The 20,785-nt window shown below is 44.4% G+C and carries 16 protein-coding genes; 3 read left to right on the top strand and 13 right to left on the bottom strand.

The features are described 5' to 3' along the window. Window positions 1–203: 203 nt before the first annotated feature. On the bottom strand, window positions 204–1,574 hold the full coding sequence (locus SCB77_RS16625; RefSeq protein WP_320183124.1) for a DUF6055 domain-containing protein: 1,371 nt from the start codon (window positions 1,572–1,574) through the stop codon (window positions 204–206). Window positions 1,575–1,962: 388 nt separating this feature from the next. Here SCB77_RS16625 and SCB77_RS16620 point away from each other — a divergent pair, with 388 nt between their 5' ends. After that, complete coding sequence (locus tag SCB77_RS16620; RefSeq protein WP_320183123.1) at window positions 1,963–2,541, top strand: Crp/Fnr family transcriptional regulator; 579 nt, start codon at window positions 1,963–1,965, stop codon at window positions 2,539–2,541. Between the two features lie 198 nt (window positions 2,542–2,739). After that, window positions 2,740–3,129, top strand: coding sequence for a response regulator (locus tag SCB77_RS16615; protein WP_320183122.1), 390 nt, complete (start codon window positions 2,740–2,742; stop codon window positions 3,127–3,129). Window positions 3,130–3,227: 98 nt separating this feature from the next. Here SCB77_RS16615 and SCB77_RS16610 read toward each other — a convergent pair whose 3' ends face one another. The 11 genes from SCB77_RS16610 to SCB77_RS16560 form a co-directional block, all read right to left on the bottom strand. Further along, window positions 3,228–4,505: an aspartyl protease family protein gene (locus SCB77_RS16610; RefSeq protein WP_320183121.1), complete on the bottom strand. Its 1,278-nt coding sequence runs from the start codon at window positions 4,503–4,505 to the stop codon at window positions 3,228–3,230. Further along, the gene (locus tag SCB77_RS16605) at window positions 4,502–5,590 is read right to left on the bottom strand and encodes an alpha/beta hydrolase (protein WP_320183120.1); all 1,089 of its coding nucleotides are present in this window, start codon (window positions 5,588–5,590) and stop codon (window positions 4,502–4,504) included. Before SCB77_RS16605 ends, SCB77_RS16610 begins: the two co-directional genes overlap by 4 nt. A 1-nt stretch (window position 5,591) precedes the next feature. Continuing rightward, a complete protein-coding gene (locus SCB77_RS16600; RefSeq protein ID WP_320183119.1) occupies window positions 5,592–7,523 on the bottom strand; it encodes a peroxiredoxin family protein in 1,932 nt (643 codons plus the stop codon). Window positions 7,524–7,577: 54 nt separating this feature from the next. Then, on the bottom strand, window positions 7,578–8,987 hold the full coding sequence (locus SCB77_RS16595; protein WP_320183118.1) for a RagB/SusD family nutrient uptake outer membrane protein: 1,410 nt from the start codon (window positions 8,985–8,987) through the stop codon (window positions 7,578–7,580). A gap of 72 nt (window positions 8,988–9,059) precedes the next feature. Then, the gene (locus SCB77_RS16590) at window positions 9,060–12,656 is read right to left on the bottom strand and encodes a SusC/RagA family TonB-linked outer membrane protein (protein WP_320183117.1); all 3,597 of its coding nucleotides are present in this window, start codon (window positions 12,654–12,656) and stop codon (window positions 9,060–9,062) included. Between the two features lie 64 nt (window positions 12,657–12,720). Then, window positions 12,721–13,746: a FecR family protein gene (locus SCB77_RS16585; RefSeq protein ID WP_320183116.1), complete on the bottom strand. Its 1,026-nt coding sequence runs from the start codon at window positions 13,744–13,746 to the stop codon at window positions 12,721–12,723. Between the two features lie 129 nt (window positions 13,747–13,875). Then, window positions 13,876–14,466 (bottom strand): RNA polymerase sigma factor, encoded by a 591-nt coding sequence (locus tag SCB77_RS16580; protein WP_320183115.1) that lies wholly within the window; start codon window positions 14,464–14,466, stop codon window positions 13,876–13,878. 164 nt (window positions 14,467–14,630) lie between these two features. Then, complete coding sequence (locus tag SCB77_RS16575) at window positions 14,631–15,821, bottom strand: BamA/TamA family outer membrane protein (RefSeq protein WP_320183114.1); 1,191 nt, start codon at window positions 15,819–15,821, stop codon at window positions 14,631–14,633. 302 nt (window positions 15,822–16,123) lie between these two features. Continuing rightward, on the bottom strand, window positions 16,124–16,831 hold the full coding sequence (locus SCB77_RS16570; protein WP_320183113.1) for a hypothetical protein: 708 nt from the start codon (window positions 16,829–16,831) through the stop codon (window positions 16,124–16,126). A 327-nt stretch (window positions 16,832–17,158) separates the two neighbouring features. Beyond that, complete coding sequence (locus SCB77_RS16565; protein ID WP_320183112.1) at window positions 17,159–18,058, bottom strand: DMT family transporter; 900 nt, start codon at window positions 18,056–18,058, stop codon at window positions 17,159–17,161. A gap of 363 nt (window positions 18,059–18,421) precedes the next feature. After that, a complete protein-coding gene (locus SCB77_RS16560; protein ID WP_320183111.1) occupies window positions 18,422–18,997 on the bottom strand; it encodes a protein-disulfide reductase DsbD domain-containing protein in 576 nt (191 codons plus the stop codon). Between the two features lie 180 nt (window positions 18,998–19,177). On the opposite strand from SCB77_RS16560, the gene trxB reads away from it, so the two are divergent. Continuing rightward, complete coding sequence (gene trxB, locus SCB77_RS16555) at window positions 19,178–20,173, top strand: thioredoxin-disulfide reductase (RefSeq protein ID WP_320183110.1); 996 nt, start codon at window positions 19,178–19,180, stop codon at window positions 20,171–20,173. Between the two features lie 6 nt (window positions 20,174–20,179). Here the strand turns inward: trxB and SCB77_RS16550 are convergent, their stop codons facing one another. Next, window positions 20,180–20,731: an AAA family ATPase gene (locus SCB77_RS16550; protein ID WP_320183109.1), complete on the bottom strand. Its 552-nt coding sequence runs from the start codon at window positions 20,729–20,731 to the stop codon at window positions 20,180–20,182. Window positions 20,732–20,785 lie beyond the last annotated feature (54 nt).

Raw genomic sequence — 20,785 nt, 5'->3', positions numbered from 1 at the left:
ATTTTTTAACAGGTTATTATGCACTATTTTTTGATTTCTGATAAAGAATAATAGATTCTTATAAGGAATAAAATCAAACACCAAAGAATTAACAACAAAAACTTGTCGCAAAACAGACATAAAAACATTCTAAAAGCATAAAAAAACGCCTTTCGAGATCATCGAAAGGCGTTTTTTAATTCATTAAAACCGAAAAATAAAAATTATTTATTATCGAATAACAACATATTATTTATCTCGATCTGATAAGGCCACTGTTCATCTGTTTCTTCCTTACCATCCACGAGGTGAATCGCATGCGTGTCAGGTGCGCCCATCACAATAAACCACAGATATTCCGTATCCTTTGGCACCTTGAATTTAACTTTACCTTGTGGTTTATGTTCTACAGGCCTATAGGTACGTTTACCTTCCTTAGAAACAGCCAAGAAACCATAACGCCAACCGGCGCGCTCGGGCTGTATAGTACGATAGCCGGCCGCATTTTTCAATCCTTCGAAACGAAGCGACACCGTAGATGACTTTTGAGGCAATGTTAAACGGAAAGCATTGTACCCATAGTCCTGAGGAGCGTGCGAAGGAGCAATTCGCCAAGTGCCCTTCCCTTCGTTGAGTAGCTTACTGCTATGCTGGTTGGCGTAAGGCTTAGCAGCCAACTCTACACGAGGCAGATCCCAAGTCACAAAACGGCGATAGGCGTCAAACAACTCATCATTGAATGCTTCTTGTGAGGTATTTGTCATACGCTGATAAGCCATAACCGGATCTTCGCCCTCTTTGACCGATCGCCACATTTTGCCGATGAAATCGATGCCATGTTTGCTTGCCCAATACTCCAACACGAAGGGGGAATGATATTGATTGGTTTCGTGCAAAAAAGCGTAATGTGTTTTTTCCATAAAGCCTTTAAGGTGATAGTTTTCAAAAGTAACCCAATCTGGATACACCTGCCACAGCATATACTGAGAGGTCATTTCGAAAATACTATTTCCTCGACTGCCTTTTGGCGGAGAAGAAAAAGCCCAATTGCCGTCGCATTTGGCCAAATATTGAAAGCTGTGCCCCATCTCATGCGCCAGCGCACCATAAGGAGGCTTGGCCACGCGTACCGCAGGCGTCCACAGCACCCCGATCTTGTCTTCCGCGCCACCACCGTAAGCCGTGCCATCATCGCCTCCAAATACGTACATCAATAATTTATACCGATCAGACACAGACTTTCCAACTTCCACAAATTTGAGCTCCTTGGTATAAAAACCGTACAACTCTTCGGATGTTTTTAAAAGCTCCGCTGGATCGAACCGCTTGCTCACTTCCGCATTTGTCGTCGGATCGGCACCGTATTCTTTTGCCCAGAAAATTATGATATTTGCTGACTCGACTCTTCGATCGTTACTGTATTCGCTGTTTGGATCACTATAGTCGTTGTCATCCGGCACACGCCACACCTTGGATGGTATGTAGGCTTGTTTTTCGCTTATAGTTAAAGCAGCTGACTGTGCGGTTGACTGTGCCAACACGGACTGCCATGAAGGCAAGATTAGGACGGACAGTAAGGTTAACAATAGTTTCATTGTGGGTATCATGATTTAAGTAAAATATAAGCCTTTGCGACAATCGAACTGCTGCAGTGGTAACAATTGCAGTCCATTGCTTCTACGCGCGAGCACGATCCAAAGTTAAAGCTTGCCCAATAATCTTCGTGCCAAGATATTAACCAGAGCTACACTATATTTGACACAAAATAACGATATTCGGGATTGTTTACGGAATGCATAGCGGTACACTTCCAACGGGAAATATAGGCAAAACATTGTCTACATCATGCTTTTTTGTACCTTTAGTGCTCCCTGACCCATATGCACATGAAAAACAGTTTTTACCACCTATGGATAGAAAAGAAGAGTACAACATCAACAACCTCGGCAACAAATAAAGCAAAGCAAAACTCCCATCACAGCTATGTTTATAAACCACATTATCGAAAAGTTTGCTCATTTTGACTTGAGCGAGGAAGAACTAAAGGAAACTCGAAAGATCCTTCATTTGGAACACTTCAAACGAAACAGCTTTTTTCTAAAGAAAGGTGAGTGCAGTTCACGCATCGGCTTATTGATCAAAGGGCTGATGTATGCCTATAACATGGACAGCAATGAAGAGGAACATGTACACGGTTTTTTCTACGCCGCTTCCCAGCACGACGTAGTCTTCAACTATGAAGCGTATATACAAAACAGTCCTTCAGAAGTATCTTACAAATGTTATCAAGATGCCACGATGATTGTTTTGGACACCAAAAAGGTCAAGGAACTGTACGAACAGTTCCCTCGTTTTTACCAACTGGAGATGCTGATCATGCAACCGCAATTTCTTCAAGCACTTTCTAGAAGCAAAATGCTCCATGCCGCAAGTGCTCCCGAAAAGATCAGCCTGCTTAAAGCGCAATCTCCGGAAATATTCAAACTGTTCCCGTCGGCCTACATTGCTTCCTATCTAGGTATTCATCGTAATACGTTCAATAGGGCGATGCACAAGCTTTAGAAAAATGCACCAAATGGTGCTTTTTTTTAAGCACCATTGCCCCTATTTTTGATCGGGTCATCATCTATGATTCCTTACTATGAAAAACACAATACCTGCCCGACTACGCAGGATCTTATCGCACTAAATACATGTAGTGTCTAACTTTTTATTACACATTTTAACAACGCAGCGCCTGGAATGACATTAGAGGAAAAAATGAAGAAAAAGATAATTATTGGGTACGCCGAAGATTCCACCATCACCCAACTGCTCTTAAAAACTCTGATCAAACAGGACAATCGTTTCGAGCTCCTTATAGAAGCTGAACATGGACATATGCTCCTAGAGAAACTGGCCATCGCCGAACAACAAGTTGCGGTATGTATACTAGATTTATACATGCAGCCGGGCAATGGCATCGAAACAGCATCATCGATCAGGGAGCGTTTTCCGGATATCGTGACGATAGGCTATTCAACCAGTACAGAAGAGCAGGATATCAGCGACATGAAAGCAGCCGGGGTGGTTGCCGTTTTTGACAAAAACAAAGTGAGCGTTGGCGAATTACTTAACCACATTCACGATTACCTATCCGATTTAGGGTAAACGACATGAATAAAGTCACTGTTGCTTATGAAAATTAAAGGCTGCACTCGAGAGAGGCAGCCTTTTCCATCAACTAAACAACTAAATCAATGGATATCTTATGGATAGAAGGTAATCTCTCCCTTCACAAAATTTAATGTGGTTTTGTATTGATTGAGGAAGGGTGTACCCAACAAACCTTTTATTGGTAAGGCATCGTCTCCCTTTCCGGCACCGATATCCTGCTTGGTGAGCACGGTATACATATCTTGAAGCTTGACATCACCGACTTTGGCATCGGTTAGATAAGCGACATGGTTATCCGCTTGCACTCCTCCCACTCCCGCAATGGCCACCTTTTCCTCTTCATAATCAATAAAGTTCACTAGATCCTGCGCCAAATCCTGTTTTAATACATTAGCGTTGGCGCCACAGTCGATCCCCATAGGATAAAGTTTGCCATCGAACGATAAGTCGACGATGGGAATATGCCTTTTCATGCGCATAGGCGCTGATCCGTAAGCCGTCCCCTTATCAAAACCGCGACCGATGAGCTGTCCTTTGTCATCCACACGCTCCATCAAGAGTTCCTGTTTAGCATAATCGAACGTCAACTGATAGCCTTTCAGCACACCATAGCCCATCAATCCAAAGATTGGCGCACCATTATCCAACTCCATATCGTCCATCGATGCTACGGGAGCATCAAGTCCATTAAGTTCGATCGTTCCCCAAGCCAAGGTATTGTTCACGGACCACTGCACATCCTGCATCATGCCACCCATACCGGTAAAATCTACCGAGACATCTTTGTTAATATGTGTACTAGCCACATATTTCTTGCGTAAAATAAGTACGGGTGCACCACTATCAAACATAAAATAACCATCTTGGCCATTCAGACGTGAAGGGATGTAAATCAGTCCGTTTTGAAGCTCAAACCGCACGCGCATACTATCCGGCTTTTCCGCTGCTGCCATTGACTGCGCGAGCGCCTCGTCAGGATTCCCTCTCAGCCGTGCCTTGATAATACCTAGATTAACCAACTTGCCATCCTTATTGAATAAAAACGTAGGCTTTCCCGATTTACCATCTTCGTAAGTGACCAATAGTGAAAACAGTGTATTACCCTGTGACTGATGTTGATCGCCAAGCATCTCGTAGCTCGATATACCGCTAAATTTGGACAAGATTTCCGGTATCACCATGGTGTTATCCATCTCGGGGAGATTGCCTATACGGCAACTATCGGCCATCAAGCCAAGCAGTCCTTGGCTATCCTTCGCATTCAACAATGCAACAACTTGCTCGACCTCTGCCGGTGCCTTCGCCACCTGCGCAAAAGCGGTTGCTGAAAACATCAACAAACCGCCTAAAAGATTAATTTTTATTATCATCTGGTAATACCATTTGTTGTATCCAACCAATCAATGATCGCGACCAAAGTAGAATCCGGCATAGCTCCCAAAGTGCTATACTCACGTACATCACAAGTTTTACAGGCTTGCATAAGGTGATTCACGTTGGGCAACAACTTCGTCGTCACACGTCCTTCTTGCCCCGATTTGCTGTAATTCTTCCAACAATCCAGATTCACCGGATCGACAAAAAGATCCTTATCTCCGTTAATAGCCAAAATAGGAACATCAACATGGCTCAACACCATCTGCGCATTGTAACGTACAAAGTAGCGGTACCAAGGGCCAATAGCCTGCTGCACGTAAGACCAAATTGGAAAACGAAAGTGATCATGCTCGATTCCCAAGGTCGCAAAATAGATGTTATCCTTTTCTTTCCAATAATTAAATGTCTCGTTAAGTCTATTCTCCAAACTATCCGACTCGGCATATTGATAGGCGACAGCAAACATCAAACGGTTGATCTCGTTGGAGCGCTTTCTATCGACCGGGGTGAGCGGTGAATTGTTCACCAAACTTTCGTTCTGCAGGAACAACGATTCCAATCCGCTGGTAGCCAATCCGGCGAGGCTAACCAAAAAAGAAACGTCTTTGGATTGGGATGCAGCGATGGAAATTGCCGCTCCCCCTTCACTATGACCAAGCAAACCAATACGCTTAGTATCGACGTTCGGATAGTTTTTCAGATAATCCACCGCCTGTAGTGCATCCTTTGCAAAGTCTGCAGTCGTGGCCATCATGTAATTGCCGGTCGTTTTGCCTACACCACGATCATCCATTCGCAAGACCACATAGCCACGCGCACTGAGGTAGGTAGCGATCTGCGCAAAAAGTGGCTGTCCCGCCATTTCGCAATCCCGGTTTTGAGGGCCAGTACCCGAAACCAACACTACGGCCGGATAACTTCCCTTTTCCTTCGGGCTCGTTATCGTAGCACCGAAGCTGATGGTATCACCTTTAGCTTGAAAGATGACCTCTTCACTTTTAAACCCCTGTGCGGAGAGCATGTTGACCAAGAGGACAAACACCCCAATCAGCAAGCACTGTTTATTACTTTTACTCATGTTATTTCTCTGCTTTTAGCACGTTTACCATTTCAATAATCTCATCGGCAAGCTCAGAAGTGCTTCCCATATAACCCACTTCCGAGAAACGAAGTTTTCCATTTGGTCCTACTACCATCTTGTGGGGAATAGGACCTACGCCCGATGCCTTGGACACTTTATTATCGGAATCCAACAACACCGTAAAGGGATAATCATTTTCCTTCATGTAGTTGGTCACATACTCCTTCATATCTTTCTTCTCTTGCGTATCAATAAAAAAGAAGGCTACATTTGGATCATTCTTAAAATGCTCTACGGCGAGCTTCATTCCGGGAAACGCACCCTTACATGGTGCACACCAAGAAGCCCAAAAATCCAACACAACCACCTTTCCCTTCTGCTCCGAGAGTTTCACCTTGTTACCATACTGATCCAACAACTCGAAGTCCGCGATTTCTTTATCGATGAGGAGCTTCTGCACTTTCTCTTTCAACTCCTTGCCTTTGTCCGCATTTTTCAAACTAGCGAGGTAGCTGTTATAGTCTTTTTCTGATTTGTTGCGTGCAACATACAGGCTTTTCATCAGATCCAGCATATACGTGGAACTCTGATTTAACGAATAGCTTTTTTCCAAGGCCATTAACAGCTCTTTGTCCTTGCCCTGCCCTTCCAGTGAACGTACGTAGGTGTCGTTCAAGTCTGCATTTTCGTAGCTCGCGTTGCTCTGTGCTGCTGCGGCATACACAAAAGCCTCATCAAAAAGCTTATTGTCGACCAATATTTTGGCGAAGAGCGGCGCGTTGATATAATACAAGCTCGCGTATTTATCGCCTTGAAAATTGTCTTTATAATAATTCAAACGATCCATCACGACACGCGCATAGGGTAAAATCTCCGCGGCTCCCATGCTCTTTTGGGAAATGTAAGGAACATCTAATGATCGATAGATGACATTGGAAAGCGATTCATAAGGCGCTGCCTGCGAAATATATTTTGTATAGGCTGCTAAATCCTTCTGCATGCTGGTGTACACCGAGATAATCCAGTAGGCACTGATATAACTGATGCGATTGGCATCGTTGAATGCGGCCTCCGATTCCTTATAGGGATGTTTATCGATAAATGTTGTAGCGGCGTTGCGACGTTCATCATCGGTCTTTGCCTCTTGAATACGTTTGAAATCAGCCAAGCGCTGTTGATCGTTCACATATTGCCCGTTAGGAAACTGTTGGCGAATTTGTGCTTCAAGTTCGCTTGATTTTACCGTATCCTGCAGCAGCTCCTTGTAGACGCGAAAGATTTCAACAAGATCTTCCTCGCGCAAATTCGGAATCTGTTGCAAGGTTTCCAGTTCTTTTTGCAATTTCCCTAATGATTCCTCGGTATTCATATGCTTGAGCGCGCTGGCTGCCGCATAGAGTACGCGAAATCTATTCTCTGGATGGTACTGCAATTCATATTTTGCCCACATCAATAAAATTTCGTCTGTTTTATACGATGCGGTGTCGACAACATAGGGCACACCTTTTACGATATTAGGTGTACGTAACATCCCCCAGCCAAGCATTCCTCCAGAAACCTGACGGCCATCGTTGGCTGTGAGAATGTAAGAATAAGTTTGCTCGCCGCCATTGTCCGTTAACGAATCCGACTGAAAAACAAGATTCATCAATCCTAAGTTCGGCGGCAATACATAAGTTGCACGCCATAGCGAATCTGTTTTCGTAAACTTCAGTTGATCTTGCATCCACTTAAAATCTTGGAATCCCGTTAATGTGGCCGATATTGCCGGGGCATCCTTCAATACCGTTGTGCGCGCATCGTATACCAACTGGACGGTGTCGCGCTCTTTCGGGAACTGCGGAATGACCGTAAAAAGTTCTTTCTGCTGTGCCATAGCACTACCACTGATCAACAGTGCTACCGCTAATGTGTTCCATGTTCTCTTCATAATACTACGCTTATCCTTCATACTTCTTTGATAGAAAAGTTTCACTCTTTTTAATTATGGATTTTGTTCAATTTCTGGACTCAAGTTGATCTCATACTGTGGAATGCGAAACACGTAACGGTTGCTATTTGGCGCTAAAGTGAATGTTTGCCCGCCCACAGTCCTTGTATATGTTTTTTGGAATAACGGATCATCTTTTAACCGGCGCATATCCCACCAACGAAGCATACGAAACATAAACTCGCGACGGCGTTCCTGCACCACTTTTAGCAACGCATCATTGGCACTACTCGCCGTGAGGTTAACCTGACCCGATGGAAGTATCCGGCTTGCACGCAATTGGTTAACCAAAGTCATTGCCGCTGCAGGCTGATTGTTACGAGCTTCCGCTTCGGCCTTTATCAACAGCATTTCGGGTACCGTCGGCCCTACGTTCCGGCCTTCATCCATGATGTAATCCAAGTAATAGTAACGACCTTCGTAGACATCCCAAGAAGAAATAATGTCACCCGGAACCGTAAAAAGGTTATATCGCTGGTCGCTGTCATTAAATAGCGCCTCTAAATCCGCACTTAATCGAAAAGCGGTCGGTGTGTAGGCCGATATCCCATTGACGGGGACTTTCGACAGGAGAATTTCCGGATTGAAAAAACGTTGCGGATAGCTTGTTGCCGTGAGCTCTGCTATACTGGTCAAGTCGATCAGTTGGCTATTGATCGCTAGCGCCTGATCAGCCGCGGTCGCAGCCTCTGTATAGCGGTTCATATATAAATATGTCCGTGCTAACAGCCCATAGGCCGAAGCCTTGGAAGGTAATGTGGCATACTCCTGTGTTGTAGGCAAAGCGGGCAACGCAGCCTCGATATCAGCCAATATGGTTTCGTAAGCACGCTGCACCGTCCCTCTCTCCAAGGACTGCTCGGTCGTGGGCTCCAAAACCAAAGGCACGCCGAGGTCAGTACTCGCGCTTCCCTGATTGTAGGGCTTGGCATAGGTATTCACCAACATGAGGTAGGCCGATGCACGGTGTATCTTCGCTTCAGCTATCAATGCCGCTTTCTCCTGCGCTGTACCATCACTTGCATTGGGCACTTCCGCAATTACGGTATTGGCATAGGCAATACTATGGTACATGCGGGTCCAGTTATCGTCTTTGTAATATTGATTTTCGATGGGATAAATCACATCGTCCCATTGGTACGCACGTTTATAGTAACCGTAGTAGTCGTTATTGGCCAAAGACTGCTGCTGCGCAGAGCCATCCAAAATCTCTAGATCATCGGAAGCCATATCGGAGATGGCCGGTGCCGACTCCCAATTTGTTGTGCTATTCAGCAAGTACCGGTAGTTCTCCATGGTTCCGGGTACCAGTTGTCCTTGCGTTTTTATATCGACATATTTCTCGCAACTGCCCAAAACGAATAAAGATAACGCCGCAAGAGTTGCCCTATATAATGATTTCATGATCGTCTTTCTAGAAGAAAAGTAAAAAACCGAGCCTTTTGTTAAAACTGTTTTCATCGCTATTCCCTCGTGTTAAAAGTTAATGTTTAATCCAAAATTGTATGAAGGTACTGGCCGAAGATTGGATGATTTGCCCACGTAGTTGACGAAATCGGGATCATATCCCTCCTTGTTGGCCGTCCAGACCAAGCCGAGATTGCGTACCGACCCCGATAGCGACACTTGTTCTACTTTCAGCCGATTTAGCAGTGATTTCGGAAGTGCATAGCTCAGGGAAATCTCGCGAAGGCGGATATAATCTCCCTTAAGCACATTGATATCGGAATACGTATACCGCTGTAGACTATACTGTCCATAGATATCAGCAGTAACCGCCGGGATATTTGTAATATCCTCATCTCCCGCTTCGCGCCATCTATCTGCAATATCGGCACTGAGGTCAAACTTAGGAATGGTCATTCCGCGACTTGGCGTCATGTAGCTTTCAATACTAGGCTTCATGAATACGCTGCCAAACTGATAGGTGAACAAGGCGAACACTGACCACTGTTTGTAACGCAAGTTAGCACGCACGCTACCAAAATAAGGTGCTACGCGGCGTCCGGCATATTTCAAATCTTCCACGCCCGTCAACATTTGGTTGACGGCAACGATCTCGTCATTCTTATTGTACACTTGGGTCAGACCTCTTTCATCAAGGCCAGCATTCCGGAACACGAACACATTATCGCTGGGATACCCCTGCAAGTAGCTAATGCCGATCGGCGTATAGGAATATGTATAGGGTGCAATATCCGCTGGATCGAAGCGGTTGTCAGTAATCTCATTGGTATTATAAGAGAAATTGGCCGTAAGATCCATTTGCCAATCTGTTTTGCGTAACAGAACACCTGTTAACCCAACATCCAGTCCTCTACCGGTCATCGTGGCTGTGTTACGCTGTAACAAGCCACTATTGATGGATCCTGCATAAGGTGATGCAATAGGGAAAGTGTACAACAGGTCGCGACCGTCTTTATAGTACAAATCCACAGATCCGAACAAGCGACTATCCAGCATACCAAAATCAAGACCAAAGTTCGTTACATAGGTTTTCTCCCAGCGTAGCTGCGGATTGGCAAGCGAAATAATATCAGCGGACGGCAGATTTGCTAGGTCACGAGATTCATTCAACGCAATGTAGGTAAACGGGCGAGCATCCTGCGAAATATTACCGTTCACTCCGTAGGTAGCACGAACACTCGATTGGTTTAGCCAAGCCTGCTCCTTTAAAAACTCTTCCTTGCCGACATTCCACTTCAGACCTGAAGACCATAGCGGCGTAGCCCGGAAGCTACGATCCAAACCAAAATTGTTGTAATCATCATACCGAACACTTCCAGAGACCGTGTACTTGCCGCTGTAGGTATATGCCCCATTTCCAAAGTAAGAGAGGAAGCGACGACGGCGATCTCCTTGTTGCGGAGCTCCGCCCAAGCCGGAAAGATAACCGCCGATATTTGTATAGGCATTACTATAGTAGCTGACCGTTGTGTTAAAGCCAGTTTCCTTATTGTAGCCGTACATCGTGCTGCTGCCCTGCCCTAACTCGGTCTGTCTAATTTCCGAACCAGCGATGGCGGTAATCTCATGCTTTTGGTTGATGGTGCCATCATAGCTCAATTGTCCGCGCACGGTATAGTTATTGACATTCGTGTTGATGATGCTGTAAATACCGCCTCGGGTAATTCCCATTTCGTTCCCGCTTGCACCGATCGGCGTAAACTGATTCAGCAGGTTCCTATTGTAATATGAATCTTCATCATAATAAAGGCGGTTATCACCAAAAGTACGTTCATTGGCGTACATGACATTTCCTTTCAGTCCCTTAAAAATGGGCACCTCCAAGTTTATCGTTGCCAAGTAATTATTGTTTTTCACGACGTTGTCATTGAGCGCCAATTCCTGCAGATAATTATAGCGCCAATCTCTGTACGCAGATCCAAGGCCAGTAACAAAATCTGGATTCATGCGATCGTAATATATACCGCCGCCCTGTTCGTCCGCCAAGAGCTGGTAGGGCAACAAGGTAGTTGAATTTGCCGTGAAGACACTTAGGCCAAGACTATTATTCTGGTGACGAAGAAAGCTTCCTTTGATACTGGTGGATAGGGTTGCAATCTTAAATATCTTCCAGCTGTTATTCATGTTCAACGTCAATCGTTTTCCGTTATCTCCTTTGCTGTAGGGATTTTCGTTGGCATAGGAAGCCGAATAGAAGTAGTTATTATTTTCCGTTCCGTTGCTGATCGATATATTGTACTGCTGATTGTTCATCGGTTGGAACAGGTAGGTTTGCATTTGCGCTGTATTATCAATCTCCTTGAAGGGATTGACCAAGGCATCATACGCAGCTTGGGTGATTGTACCGTTCTTCAACTGAATAGCCGCTGCGGCCACCGCACCGGGATAGTAGGTCGCGTAGGCGTATAAATTCGTTGCGATATTATTGTTGTTCAACACATTTTTGGCAACAAGCTCTTCTTGGTAGTCGATCAGTTCTGCGCTGTTCATGCGTTTGAGGTATCCCAAATCCGGACGACCAGAAAACGCAGTATTCACCGAAAAATTAATGCGGGGCACGCCATTCACTGATCCTCGTCTTGTGTTTACTACGATCACCCCATTTGCTGCACGCACACCATAGATGGATGCTGCCGCAGCATCCTTTAGAATGGTTATGCTCTCCACGTCGTTCGGGTTGAGTGTGGCAAGATCCATGGTTGAAATAGCTCCGTCAATCACCACAAGCGGCGATTTTTCGGTCTCCGAGGAAATAGATCCGACCCCACGAACCGTAAGGCTGTAGTCATTCTGTCCTACCGTGCGGGTCGTAGAATTCAACGAGAGCTGGTTATTGTTGTAGTTAAAGCTACGGTCGCCAGAACCTACAGTCACCTGAACGCCGGGAGCGAGTGCTTCCATACGCTGAATAAGGTTTGGCGAAGGGATTTTTTCCAATTCTTTTCTTGTAATGACGGATGCTGAACCGGTAGCACGTTCCTTTGATATTTTTTGATAACCGGTAGAGATAACAACTTCCTCCAATACATTTTCTTCTTCTTCCATAATGATGGAAAGCTCCGTTCTGTTTCCAGCAACTATGCTGGCATCCTTATAGCCCAAAGCCGTAACAATAATAACATCAGAAGGCTTTATATCGTAAACGAAAAACCGACCGTTGTCATCACTCTTACCGCCCTTACGTGTATCTTTCACCCAAATGCTTGCAAAAGGAATAGGTTTTCCGCTAGCCGAGCGCACGGCGCCAGACAGCCGATCTGTTACATCGGGAGTTGTCGCAGGCTGTGCTTGTGGCGTTGTTTCCACATCTCGCTCGCTGCGTTTTACAATAGAAAAGGATTTTTCGTCGACATAGAGAAACACAAGCTGATTTGGATAAAGGACTTTCTTGAGTACCTCCTCCAGCTTAGTTCCTTTTAGTGCTTCCGTATTGGTAAACTTACCTTGCAATAGGTTGTGTTCATAGCTTAGGTTGGCATCAAAGCGTTGCTCGATCTGTTTGATCGCATCTTGCAATGACAAACGCTGCTGCCCAACAGCAGGCTGCCAAATGCTGAATAGCAATCCAGCGAGCACCAACACGAGAAACCTGCGTCTTGGTTTCATGGGGTTTGATTTCATTTTCATTCTTAATTGATAGGTTAGGGTATTCAAATTTGTTATCTAGTCTTTATTCGTTCTTAGGAGTCAGGTATACGGTATCCTTTTCCATTTGTACATCAGCTTGCAAGATGTTCGCCAAGGAATAGATGACACTTTCCTGCGATTTCAACGAGATACGTCCGTCAATTCGTTTGGCCAATAAACTGGAATCGCGAATCACGATCTCTCGCCCATAGATGTAGCGAAATTCATTAATCAGCTCGCCTACAGATAGATTTTCCGCTACTAAATTTTTCTCGGCCCAAGACGTCGCTTGTGCTACACGTTCAGGCTCTTGGCTTGGTTGTTGAAAAGTTCCATCCATATAGTGGATCATTTGTCCCGGACTTAGGATTTGCATCTCATTGGGACGATCTTTATGGCGGAGGGCAATCCTACCTTCGATCAAAGAAACCGCAATACTATTATCTCTATTCTTGATATTGAATTTTGTACCCAGAACTTCCACAACGAGGTCGCTCGAATGGGCAAAGAATCGCTCACCTTCTTTTATTCTTGTGGTGTCCGCATTGAGGTGCTTCACATGAAACAGTGCTTCTCCTGTGCTGTACACCTCACGGTTGCCCAGCCAAGACCAAGCCCTTCTGTATGCAATACTGGAATTGGCATTCAGTTGCACCGTACTGCTGTCCGGAAGCAGTATAGTAGCCATTTCGCCATTGCCCGTCGCAATGGTGATCATGGAGGTAAAATACCAGAACACACCGCTCAGTAGCAACACCGCTGCTGCCGCCACGCCCGATAACCAGCGGAAGCGTAAGCGTTGCACCCGGCGGCGCTGCCGACTTTGGATATCCTCGTTAATATCTTCATACAACGCATCTGCGAATGCATCCGTAGGCTGCAACCGCTGCAGTCCCAACATTCCACGCATGTAAAACATAGCCTCGTCATAAGCAGCCGCATTGGTAGGCTCGGAAGCGCGCCAATCGGTCAACTGTCGGGACGTTAGACGATCGGGGTATTTTGCATGTTGCACAAAATCCAAATCGTCCAAAAAATCCTGTGTCGTATAAACGTTATATTTCTCCATTATTACGGCTGTGTTAAGTGTAAGACAAACGAATGATTCATTTTATCCCATGAGATTTAAACTTTTTTTAAAAAAAATTTAAAATAGCACGCTAACGAGCAAAAAAGAACAAAAGATAAAGTGAAAATATTATGAAAATAAAAATCGCAAGAGGGATAACAATAGGATAACATCGCCCTTCGGCATCGCCAAAAAATCCTTCAGCGTTTCGATAGCACGATGATTTAATTTATATAAGCTTTTTACGGAAATATTCGTGAGTACATGAATCTCTTCATAGCTCAGCTCCTCGAAATAACGAAGATAGATGACCTCGCGCTGTTTAGGTGTAAGTTGTTCCAGTGCACGTGCGAGCTTGGCCGCCTTGATACGATCATCTTCGGTCTTTATTATTTGGCTTTCCAAATTAAAGTGTAGGGCAAACTCTTCCTTCTCACTGATCGGAGCAAGCTTACCGTCGCGAAGTTGTGCATTTAAGAGGCTATTCTTAAGGGCAACCAACAGATAATGTTTTGGACTACTGACAGTTTTCAATTTTTCCCGACCTTCCCACAATTTGACGAAGATATCTTGGATAGCGTCCTTAACTAGCGTTTCGTCGGCTGTACGACGCATACCATATTCATACAGATGAGGCAAAAGGTTTCTATAGATCTGCTCAAAAGCAGATCGTTCTCCTGCGAGAAAATCAACCCAATATGCATCAATTGTATTTGGCATGTCTTTGCAATATAGCCCGCTTCTGTTAGTTAGACGAATGTAGCCATAAAGCAAATGTAAGAATGTTTAGTAATTAAACGTTTCAAAAGATACGTAAGCTTGCTGTAAAATTAGCAGATAGCCAAGAACCGATATCCGTGAACTAAACGATAATCGATTGGACGCTAGAAGACTTCTCCCAAAGACAGGTGAACACCCCGATGATGCTTACTGAAGCCGTAATCAATTGCGATATTCGTGCCCGACTTCTTGTTAAATTTGATCCGGGCGCCCGCCCCCGCACCGATGTTCCAATTCAGGAACAGCTTGCTCCCTGGACCACTAACCGTCGTCATATTGGTAAAAACAACAAATCCCAAAAAGCCATTCGCTGTGATATCCCGCCGATATTCACCCTCCATATAGTAAAGCGACTTTCCCCGATACCTGCTCAATGGCAGTCCCCTCCCCGAGCTGTTGTAGGGATCCCAACCGAGATTTGGAAGTTCCATGTAAGGAGCTCTACTGCCGAAAACGGACCAAAAGAAATTGCGCACGGCAATCATATTCTGCCGGTTAGGGTTGTCCGTCAGCCGATGGTATCGACGCATCTCCACGAACAGCGATTGCCAAGATTGGGTGCTCCCCATAAATTCGGGGTTGACCCGAAATTGGAGATTTGCATAATTACCATCCCAAGCATTGATGGAGTTTGCCCGCGTATCGTAGATCATGTTGACACTTAGACCGGAGGAGATATAGGAGTCATTGTTTTCCGTTCCATAAGGATAGGAGGTAAAATCAGCCAAGGAAGTTTCGCTTTCACTGCGCAGACCCATGCGGTAGTCTAAATCGTAGCCAAGACCCATAAAAAATCCGCCTTTAATGCGCTTCAACGCATGTTGGTAAAAGCGCAGGTAGGTATAGTCTAGCATGATCTTTTCATCGGCACGATGCTCGCGCCCTAGCCCCCATGTTTCATGCGGATACTTTAACAGACGTATATCACCATCAATCACCCAGGTGTTTTCCTTCAACCAAATATAAGACCGAATAGGAATACCGATACGCTTGCCGAAATTGGTGTATGGCGTGAAGTTAATTCGTGAGATATAGGTAGTCTTACGGTCGCCGAGGTAAAAGCCCGCAGTAGTCGATGTGATCAGCGCGTGGCCACCACCCGGTACATTCTGTGAAAAGGGAAGAATGGAGAAATAGATTTTCTGGCCTGTGCTATCCACTGCAGCGGGCGGTTTGATTTCAAACAGGCATTTTCCCAAGTCGATTAAATCGAGCTGCTTACTTGTATCGACCGAAAACTTAGTCACTTCAATCTCGTTTACGGGACGTTGCGCAAACAGATCACCATGACACATACAGCATATGCCGATCAAGACAAACAGAATCTTATGAATTTTTGAAAACCAGTAACAATGGAGCATATTTCGTTATGCGTGTAGCACGGCTACAGCAATAGCACAAATTGTACCATTTATCATTGAAATTTGCTAGCTATTGCAGGAATTCTTATACAAAGAAAAACAAAGCTTATGTTGTTAATCAAATACGTATTCCTTCGTCAAAAAAGATCCCACTTGAAGCCCAGTTGTTCCCCCTCAGCCGTAAAAGAATAACAACAGATGCTATTAGCTTAACGAGGAACTCGCTTATCCTGCCTCTAACCATGATGATTACTATAGTCGACGGCATTTGTCTGCTGAAAAGTTCGCGCATTAAAAGGAAAGAGGAATATTAACAGAAACAGCGTAGCAATACCTGCCTCCAAAATCTCCGCATTTTTTCCAGAGGGAATAAGCGATATCGACGCAAAAAGTGCAATACAGGCCACAATCTGATAGTTTTGCGCGATAGGCAAGCCATATAGATCCACATAATGTCGCGTGGTTGCATGCTTGCGGTACAAAAGCGGTAATATCAACAGGTAAGCGGCGACACCGACTGTCAGCAATTGGGAGAACACCACCTTATTAACTTTTTTATCGCCAATAACCATGTTGTGCAAATTGGTTTCAGCCTGTGTGTTGTGCTGTTTAAAAAAGTCCGAGCTCTCGATCTGAAAGATCCGTTGCCCCCAACTGATCTCCTCTCCTGCCACAAAGAAAGAAAATAAGGCAATCAATACCATCAGCAGCTTAAAACGCCAGTTTCGGTAGCTTCCCAACGTGTAGATCTTATACAGCGCATATCCACAGGCTATGAGCAGCGGAACCAACGTCCAGTTTTCTACAAATCCATCTTCGACAGCATAAACATCTTCAAACCAACCCGTATTAATGTTGGCAATTATAACCCCAGAGGCCACCAACGTGGCCGTAAAAATCAAAAATAGAATTTCAAATAGTGATAATAGTGTTGGACGTAACATGCGCCAAAATTAGCAAAGCGAATTGAATTAACTTTTTGACTATTGTAATAATATAGTCAATAATTTAATTACGGTCCGACAGCGGAAATTAAAAGCTTGTCCGCAGCATGATTTTTCTATCGCCGAATCACCGATCCGCCAATGTGATAAAATTTATTCTTGCTTTCATAGCCATGTAAATTAGGGGTTATCCCATGCACGCTGCCATCCCCAATTTGTTTTTAGAAAGATCAAATTCTAGACTGACATGCACAACATGTACTAGGCTGTCTCTTATGTTTGTATTCAGGAAAAATAAGAGACAGCCTAGTACTGCGGTTTGACTACTTACTGCAAAGCGGTAGGTTCCAACGCAGGTGTCTTTTTCTCTTTCGATGAAAAATACATTTGTAAGACCACGGAAGCCAAGACAAAACCGAGCCCGAGGTAAAAGGAAAAATTCACGGCTTTACTTTCATCGAAGAAAAGAAATGCTAAGATGATGGCGTACAGAGGCTCAAGGTTGAAGGTTAGATTAACCGTAAATGCCGATATTTTCTTCAGCACATCCGCAAAAATAACGTAGAGGCCAACGGTGCAAAAGAGTGCCAACAACAGCAAATAAAAGGTATCCATAGCACTTGGCAGGAGATTTTCTACCGGAAAGTAGTACAAGTAGAGAGGCATAAAAAGCCCTAGGCCGATGGTCCCTGTAGACATCTGATAGTAATTGATCAACCGGCTATCGTATTTCGTGACCAGTCGTTCATTAAAGATCGTGTAAAGCGCCGCAAAGGCGGAAGATATCACACCACAGACGATACCAATTTGATAAGAAGCATCGAAATGGAAGATGAGCAATATGCCGGCGAGTGTCATTGAACTTAAAAGCAGCTCGGACAAACGGAATCTGCTGCGATCGATCACTGGTTTGAATATAGCGGTGAAGAAACTCGTCAAGCAGTAGCATACTACACCGACGGAAATATTAGCGTACTTGATACTTGCATAGAAAAACACCCAGTGTATGGTAATAAACAAACCTACTTTACCGATATCAAAGCGCGTTTTGATATCTGGGACTTCCCGAATTCTTAATCCTTTGACGAGAAAGAAGAGCATGATACTGGAGAAAAGAACGCGATACCAAACCAACATTCCTTCATTCAACGTGATCAACTTTCCAAAAACACCGGTGAAACCAGCTAACAATATGGCAATATGCAAAAGCAGATATGACTTTTTCATAAAAATGTATTTATCCCCTGTTCAAAGCGGGAACTTCTGTAATAAAATTTAATAATAGACTTTCTGGGATAGCGGATTCGCTATCCTTATATCTCTTACAGATGGTAAGAAACGTTTATACTACAGGAGGGGACAAAACTTTTTTTCTGTTCATAACGAAATTGTACTTCCCGAAGATATAAAAAAATATACAGAGATCGACATTGGTCAAAAAAAAATTTCCCATAAATGAAACAGGCTGCACTCGGGCGAGGCAGCCTTATTTTTACTAACTAAACAACAATACCTTAGTATGGTATTTTCTTTTGGAAAGGATCAGCTTTCCCCCATACGGCAACCTCAAGCCGCCGAATGTATATATCTTTATTTAATGGCTACATTAAAATTGTATTCATCGGGCGGCAGACACTGTGATTTATCACAAGCCATAAATTCTACCGTTCCTTTTACAGTCGTTTGCCCCTTAACCAATTTGACTTTCTGCTGAAAGGTCACTTCGTTTGGATAGTAAGGTACATTCATCTTAAAATCCTTTTCATATTTGCTTTTGGGCGCAGGAGCCGCAACTTTGCCATTTAATGTATATTCTTTCGAAGGACTAAAAGTAAAAGTAGTAGCTATTGGGCCTCCTTCGGGAACGTCAAGCCCATAAATGTGCCAGCCCTCCTGGATAGTAGCTTTAATAAAAACGACAGCTTCTTTGCTGCTCAGCTTTTTCGATGCAACAGACCATTTTACCGGATTATAAATCTGCGCGGTACCTGCTGTTACAAGCATCAACAGCAACACGATGGATAAACCTAGTTTTTTCATATTTTTATTTTTTTTTGTTTTTGATACAGGCTGATACCTAACCCACTCATCTATCGTTAAACAAATCGATGTAAAGGCTAAATATATTTTTACAAATCTTGCTACAAAACATATTATCCACAACACAAGCATCCTATTTCCGTAAAAAAAACAAAATATGATACATTTAACAATAAATTTATCAGATACTCAGTTTCATATATTCCACTAATCCATTAAATATTCGAAAGTTCAAAAAATACATAAGTCAGAAGTTCACATACATTAGTTTTGCAAAAACAAGAACGAGTAAGCAATACATTCGCCATGACATATAACGAATACGTGGGACACATCAAATGCCTTATTATTGGATCGGGGCCTGCGGGCTACACGGCCGCAATTTATGCAGCGCGTGCCGACCTTAATCCTGTCATGTATACAGGTATCGTTCCTGGCGGACAGCTAACTCAGACGACCGAAGTGGACAACTTCCCAGGATATCCAACGGGTATTACCGGCCCGCTGTTGATGGAAGATCTGAAATTGCAGGCCGAACGTTTCGGTACGGATGTTCGTTTTGGTTATGTCACTAAGGTCTTGTTTTCGAAGGAGGGTGGCGTGCACCAAGTGGAGATCGATGGAACCAAAACCTTCACCGCCGATACGGTGATCATTGCTACTGGAGCCACCGCAAAATGGCTAGGCTTACCGTCGGAGGAAAAATTTAACGGTTTTGGTGTATCGGCATGTGCCGTATGTGATGGTTTCTTCTTCAAAGGACAAGATGTGGCCATTGTTGGCGCGGGTGATACCGCAGCGGAAGAGGCAACCTATTTGGCTAAGCTTTGCCGCAAGGTATATATGTTGGTCCGCCGTGACGAGTTCCGCGCCTCCAAGGCCATGGTAAATCGCGTCATGAAAACAACGAACATAGAGGTGCTCTTTAACACGGAAACGCTAGAAATCATAGGCGATCAAACTGGAGTTACAGGACTTCGTACCTTCGACAGGGAGAAAGAAGAAGAAGGCAGAACTTTGGCCGTGACTGGCTTTTTTGTCGCCATAGGACACCAACCCAACACCGCTTTGTTCAGTGATCAACTGGACATGGATAGCGCTGGATATCTCATTACCCAAGCAAATTCTACCAAGACCAACATACCCGGTGTATTTGCATGCGGCGACGTGCAGGATCATCAATTTAGGCAAGCTATCACCGCCGCTGGCACAGGCTGCATGGCTGCACTAGAGGCCGAACGTTACATCGCCGCCAAAGAAGATCTAGCAACGGTACATCAGCCCGTTCAGGAGACAATCTAGTTTCCCTTAGGTTACAATCTGCTCGAGCACAAATCGACAACGCTCTTCCAGTGTTCCTTTGGGCACTTCGATCAGCTCGTAGCCGAGCTGGAGATAGGCTTCTTTCAAGCAGTCGAATGTGTGCAAGGCCTCTGACCAATGCTGTTTACGCTCCGTATCCGTCTGATAGATTTCTGCCCATGGAGGCAAAATAAAAACCTGCTTGTGGTATCGACACTCCTTAGCCGCCGTTATTAAGGCAGCCGGCAACGAAATCTCTTCCATCGTAGCATAGCCCAACGCATCAACAACACTTCGATCAAAAAAAACCGCTTTATTTGCGGTTGTAGGTCCCGCATTCTTGTAACTACGGATACTCGCTTCCAACATACGAATAGCATAGCCCCGCTTGTCTGCCCAAGGTAGGGCATTTCCATTTTTTTGCATCTCGCTTTTTATCAACGCTCGAGCATCTTCGGCTACAGTTTCGAATCCATAAGATTCTAATCCTTCAATTAGGGTTGTTTTTCCAACACCGGGACCACCGGTAATCACATAATATTGCATAGTACTACTCATTAAGCGGGAACGTAAAGTTTTCAGAAAATATTAATAGGGACTGGCCTTGAACTA

It is taken from the genome of Sphingobacterium bambusae, from assembly GCF_033955345.1.
GTDB lineage: Bacteria > Bacteroidota > Bacteroidia > Sphingobacteriales > Sphingobacteriaceae > Sphingobacterium > Sphingobacterium bambusae.
This window is presented reverse-complemented; position numbering and strand designations above follow the sequence as displayed.

What these genes read in the sequence shown, in the direction of transcription:
- SCB77_RS16570 (WP_320183113.1), bottom strand. Translation starts at nt 16,831, where the DNA reads ATGTTACGTCCAACACTATTATCACTATTTGAAATTCTATTTTTGATT.
- SCB77_RS16615 (WP_320183122.1), top strand. Translation starts at nt 2,740, where the DNA reads ATGAAGAAAAAGATAATTATTGGGTACGCCGAAGATTCCACCATCACC.
- SCB77_RS16625 (WP_320183124.1), bottom strand. Translation starts at nt 1,574, where the DNA reads ATGAAACTATTGTTAACCTTACTGTCCGTCCTAATCTTGCCTTCATGG.
- SCB77_RS16590 (WP_320183117.1), bottom strand. Translation starts at nt 12,656, where the DNA reads ATGAAACCAAGACGCAGGTTTCTCGTGTTGGTGCTCGCTGGATTGCTA.
- SCB77_RS16605 (WP_320183120.1), bottom strand. Translation starts at nt 5,590, where the DNA reads ATGAGTAAAAGTAATAAACAGTGCTTGCTGATTGGGGTGTTTGTCCTC.
- SCB77_RS16610 (WP_320183121.1), bottom strand. Translation starts at nt 4,505, where the DNA reads ATGATAATAAAAATTAATCTTTTAGGCGGTTTGTTGATGTTTTCAGCA.
- trxB (WP_320183110.1), top strand. Translation starts at nt 19,178, where the DNA reads ATGACATATAACGAATACGTGGGACACATCAAATGCCTTATTATTGGA.
- SCB77_RS16600 (WP_320183119.1), bottom strand. Translation starts at nt 7,523, where the DNA reads ATGAAGAGAACATGGAACACATTAGCGGTAGCACTGTTGATCAGTGGT.
- SCB77_RS16595 (WP_320183118.1), bottom strand. Translation starts at nt 8,987, where the DNA reads ATGAAATCATTATATAGGGCAACTCTTGCGGCGTTATCTTTATTCGTT.
- SCB77_RS16565 (WP_320183112.1), bottom strand. Translation starts at nt 18,058, where the DNA reads ATGAAAAAGTCATATCTGCTTTTGCATATTGCCATATTGTTAGCTGGT.
- SCB77_RS16575 (WP_320183114.1), bottom strand. Translation starts at nt 15,821, where the DNA reads ATGTGTCATGGTGATCTGTTTGCGCAACGTCCCGTAAACGAGATTGAA.
- SCB77_RS16550 (WP_320183109.1), bottom strand. Translation starts at nt 20,731, where the DNA reads ATGAGTAGTACTATGCAATATTATGTGATTACCGGTGGTCCCGGTGTT.
- SCB77_RS16620 (WP_320183123.1), top strand. Translation starts at nt 1,963, where the DNA reads ATGTTTATAAACCACATTATCGAAAAGTTTGCTCATTTTGACTTGAGC.
- SCB77_RS16585 (WP_320183116.1), bottom strand. Translation starts at nt 13,746, where the DNA reads ATGGAGAAATATAACGTTTATACGACACAGGATTTTTTGGACGATTTG.
- SCB77_RS16580 (WP_320183115.1), bottom strand. Translation starts at nt 14,466, where the DNA reads ATGCCAAATACAATTGATGCATATTGGGTTGATTTTCTCGCAGGAGAA.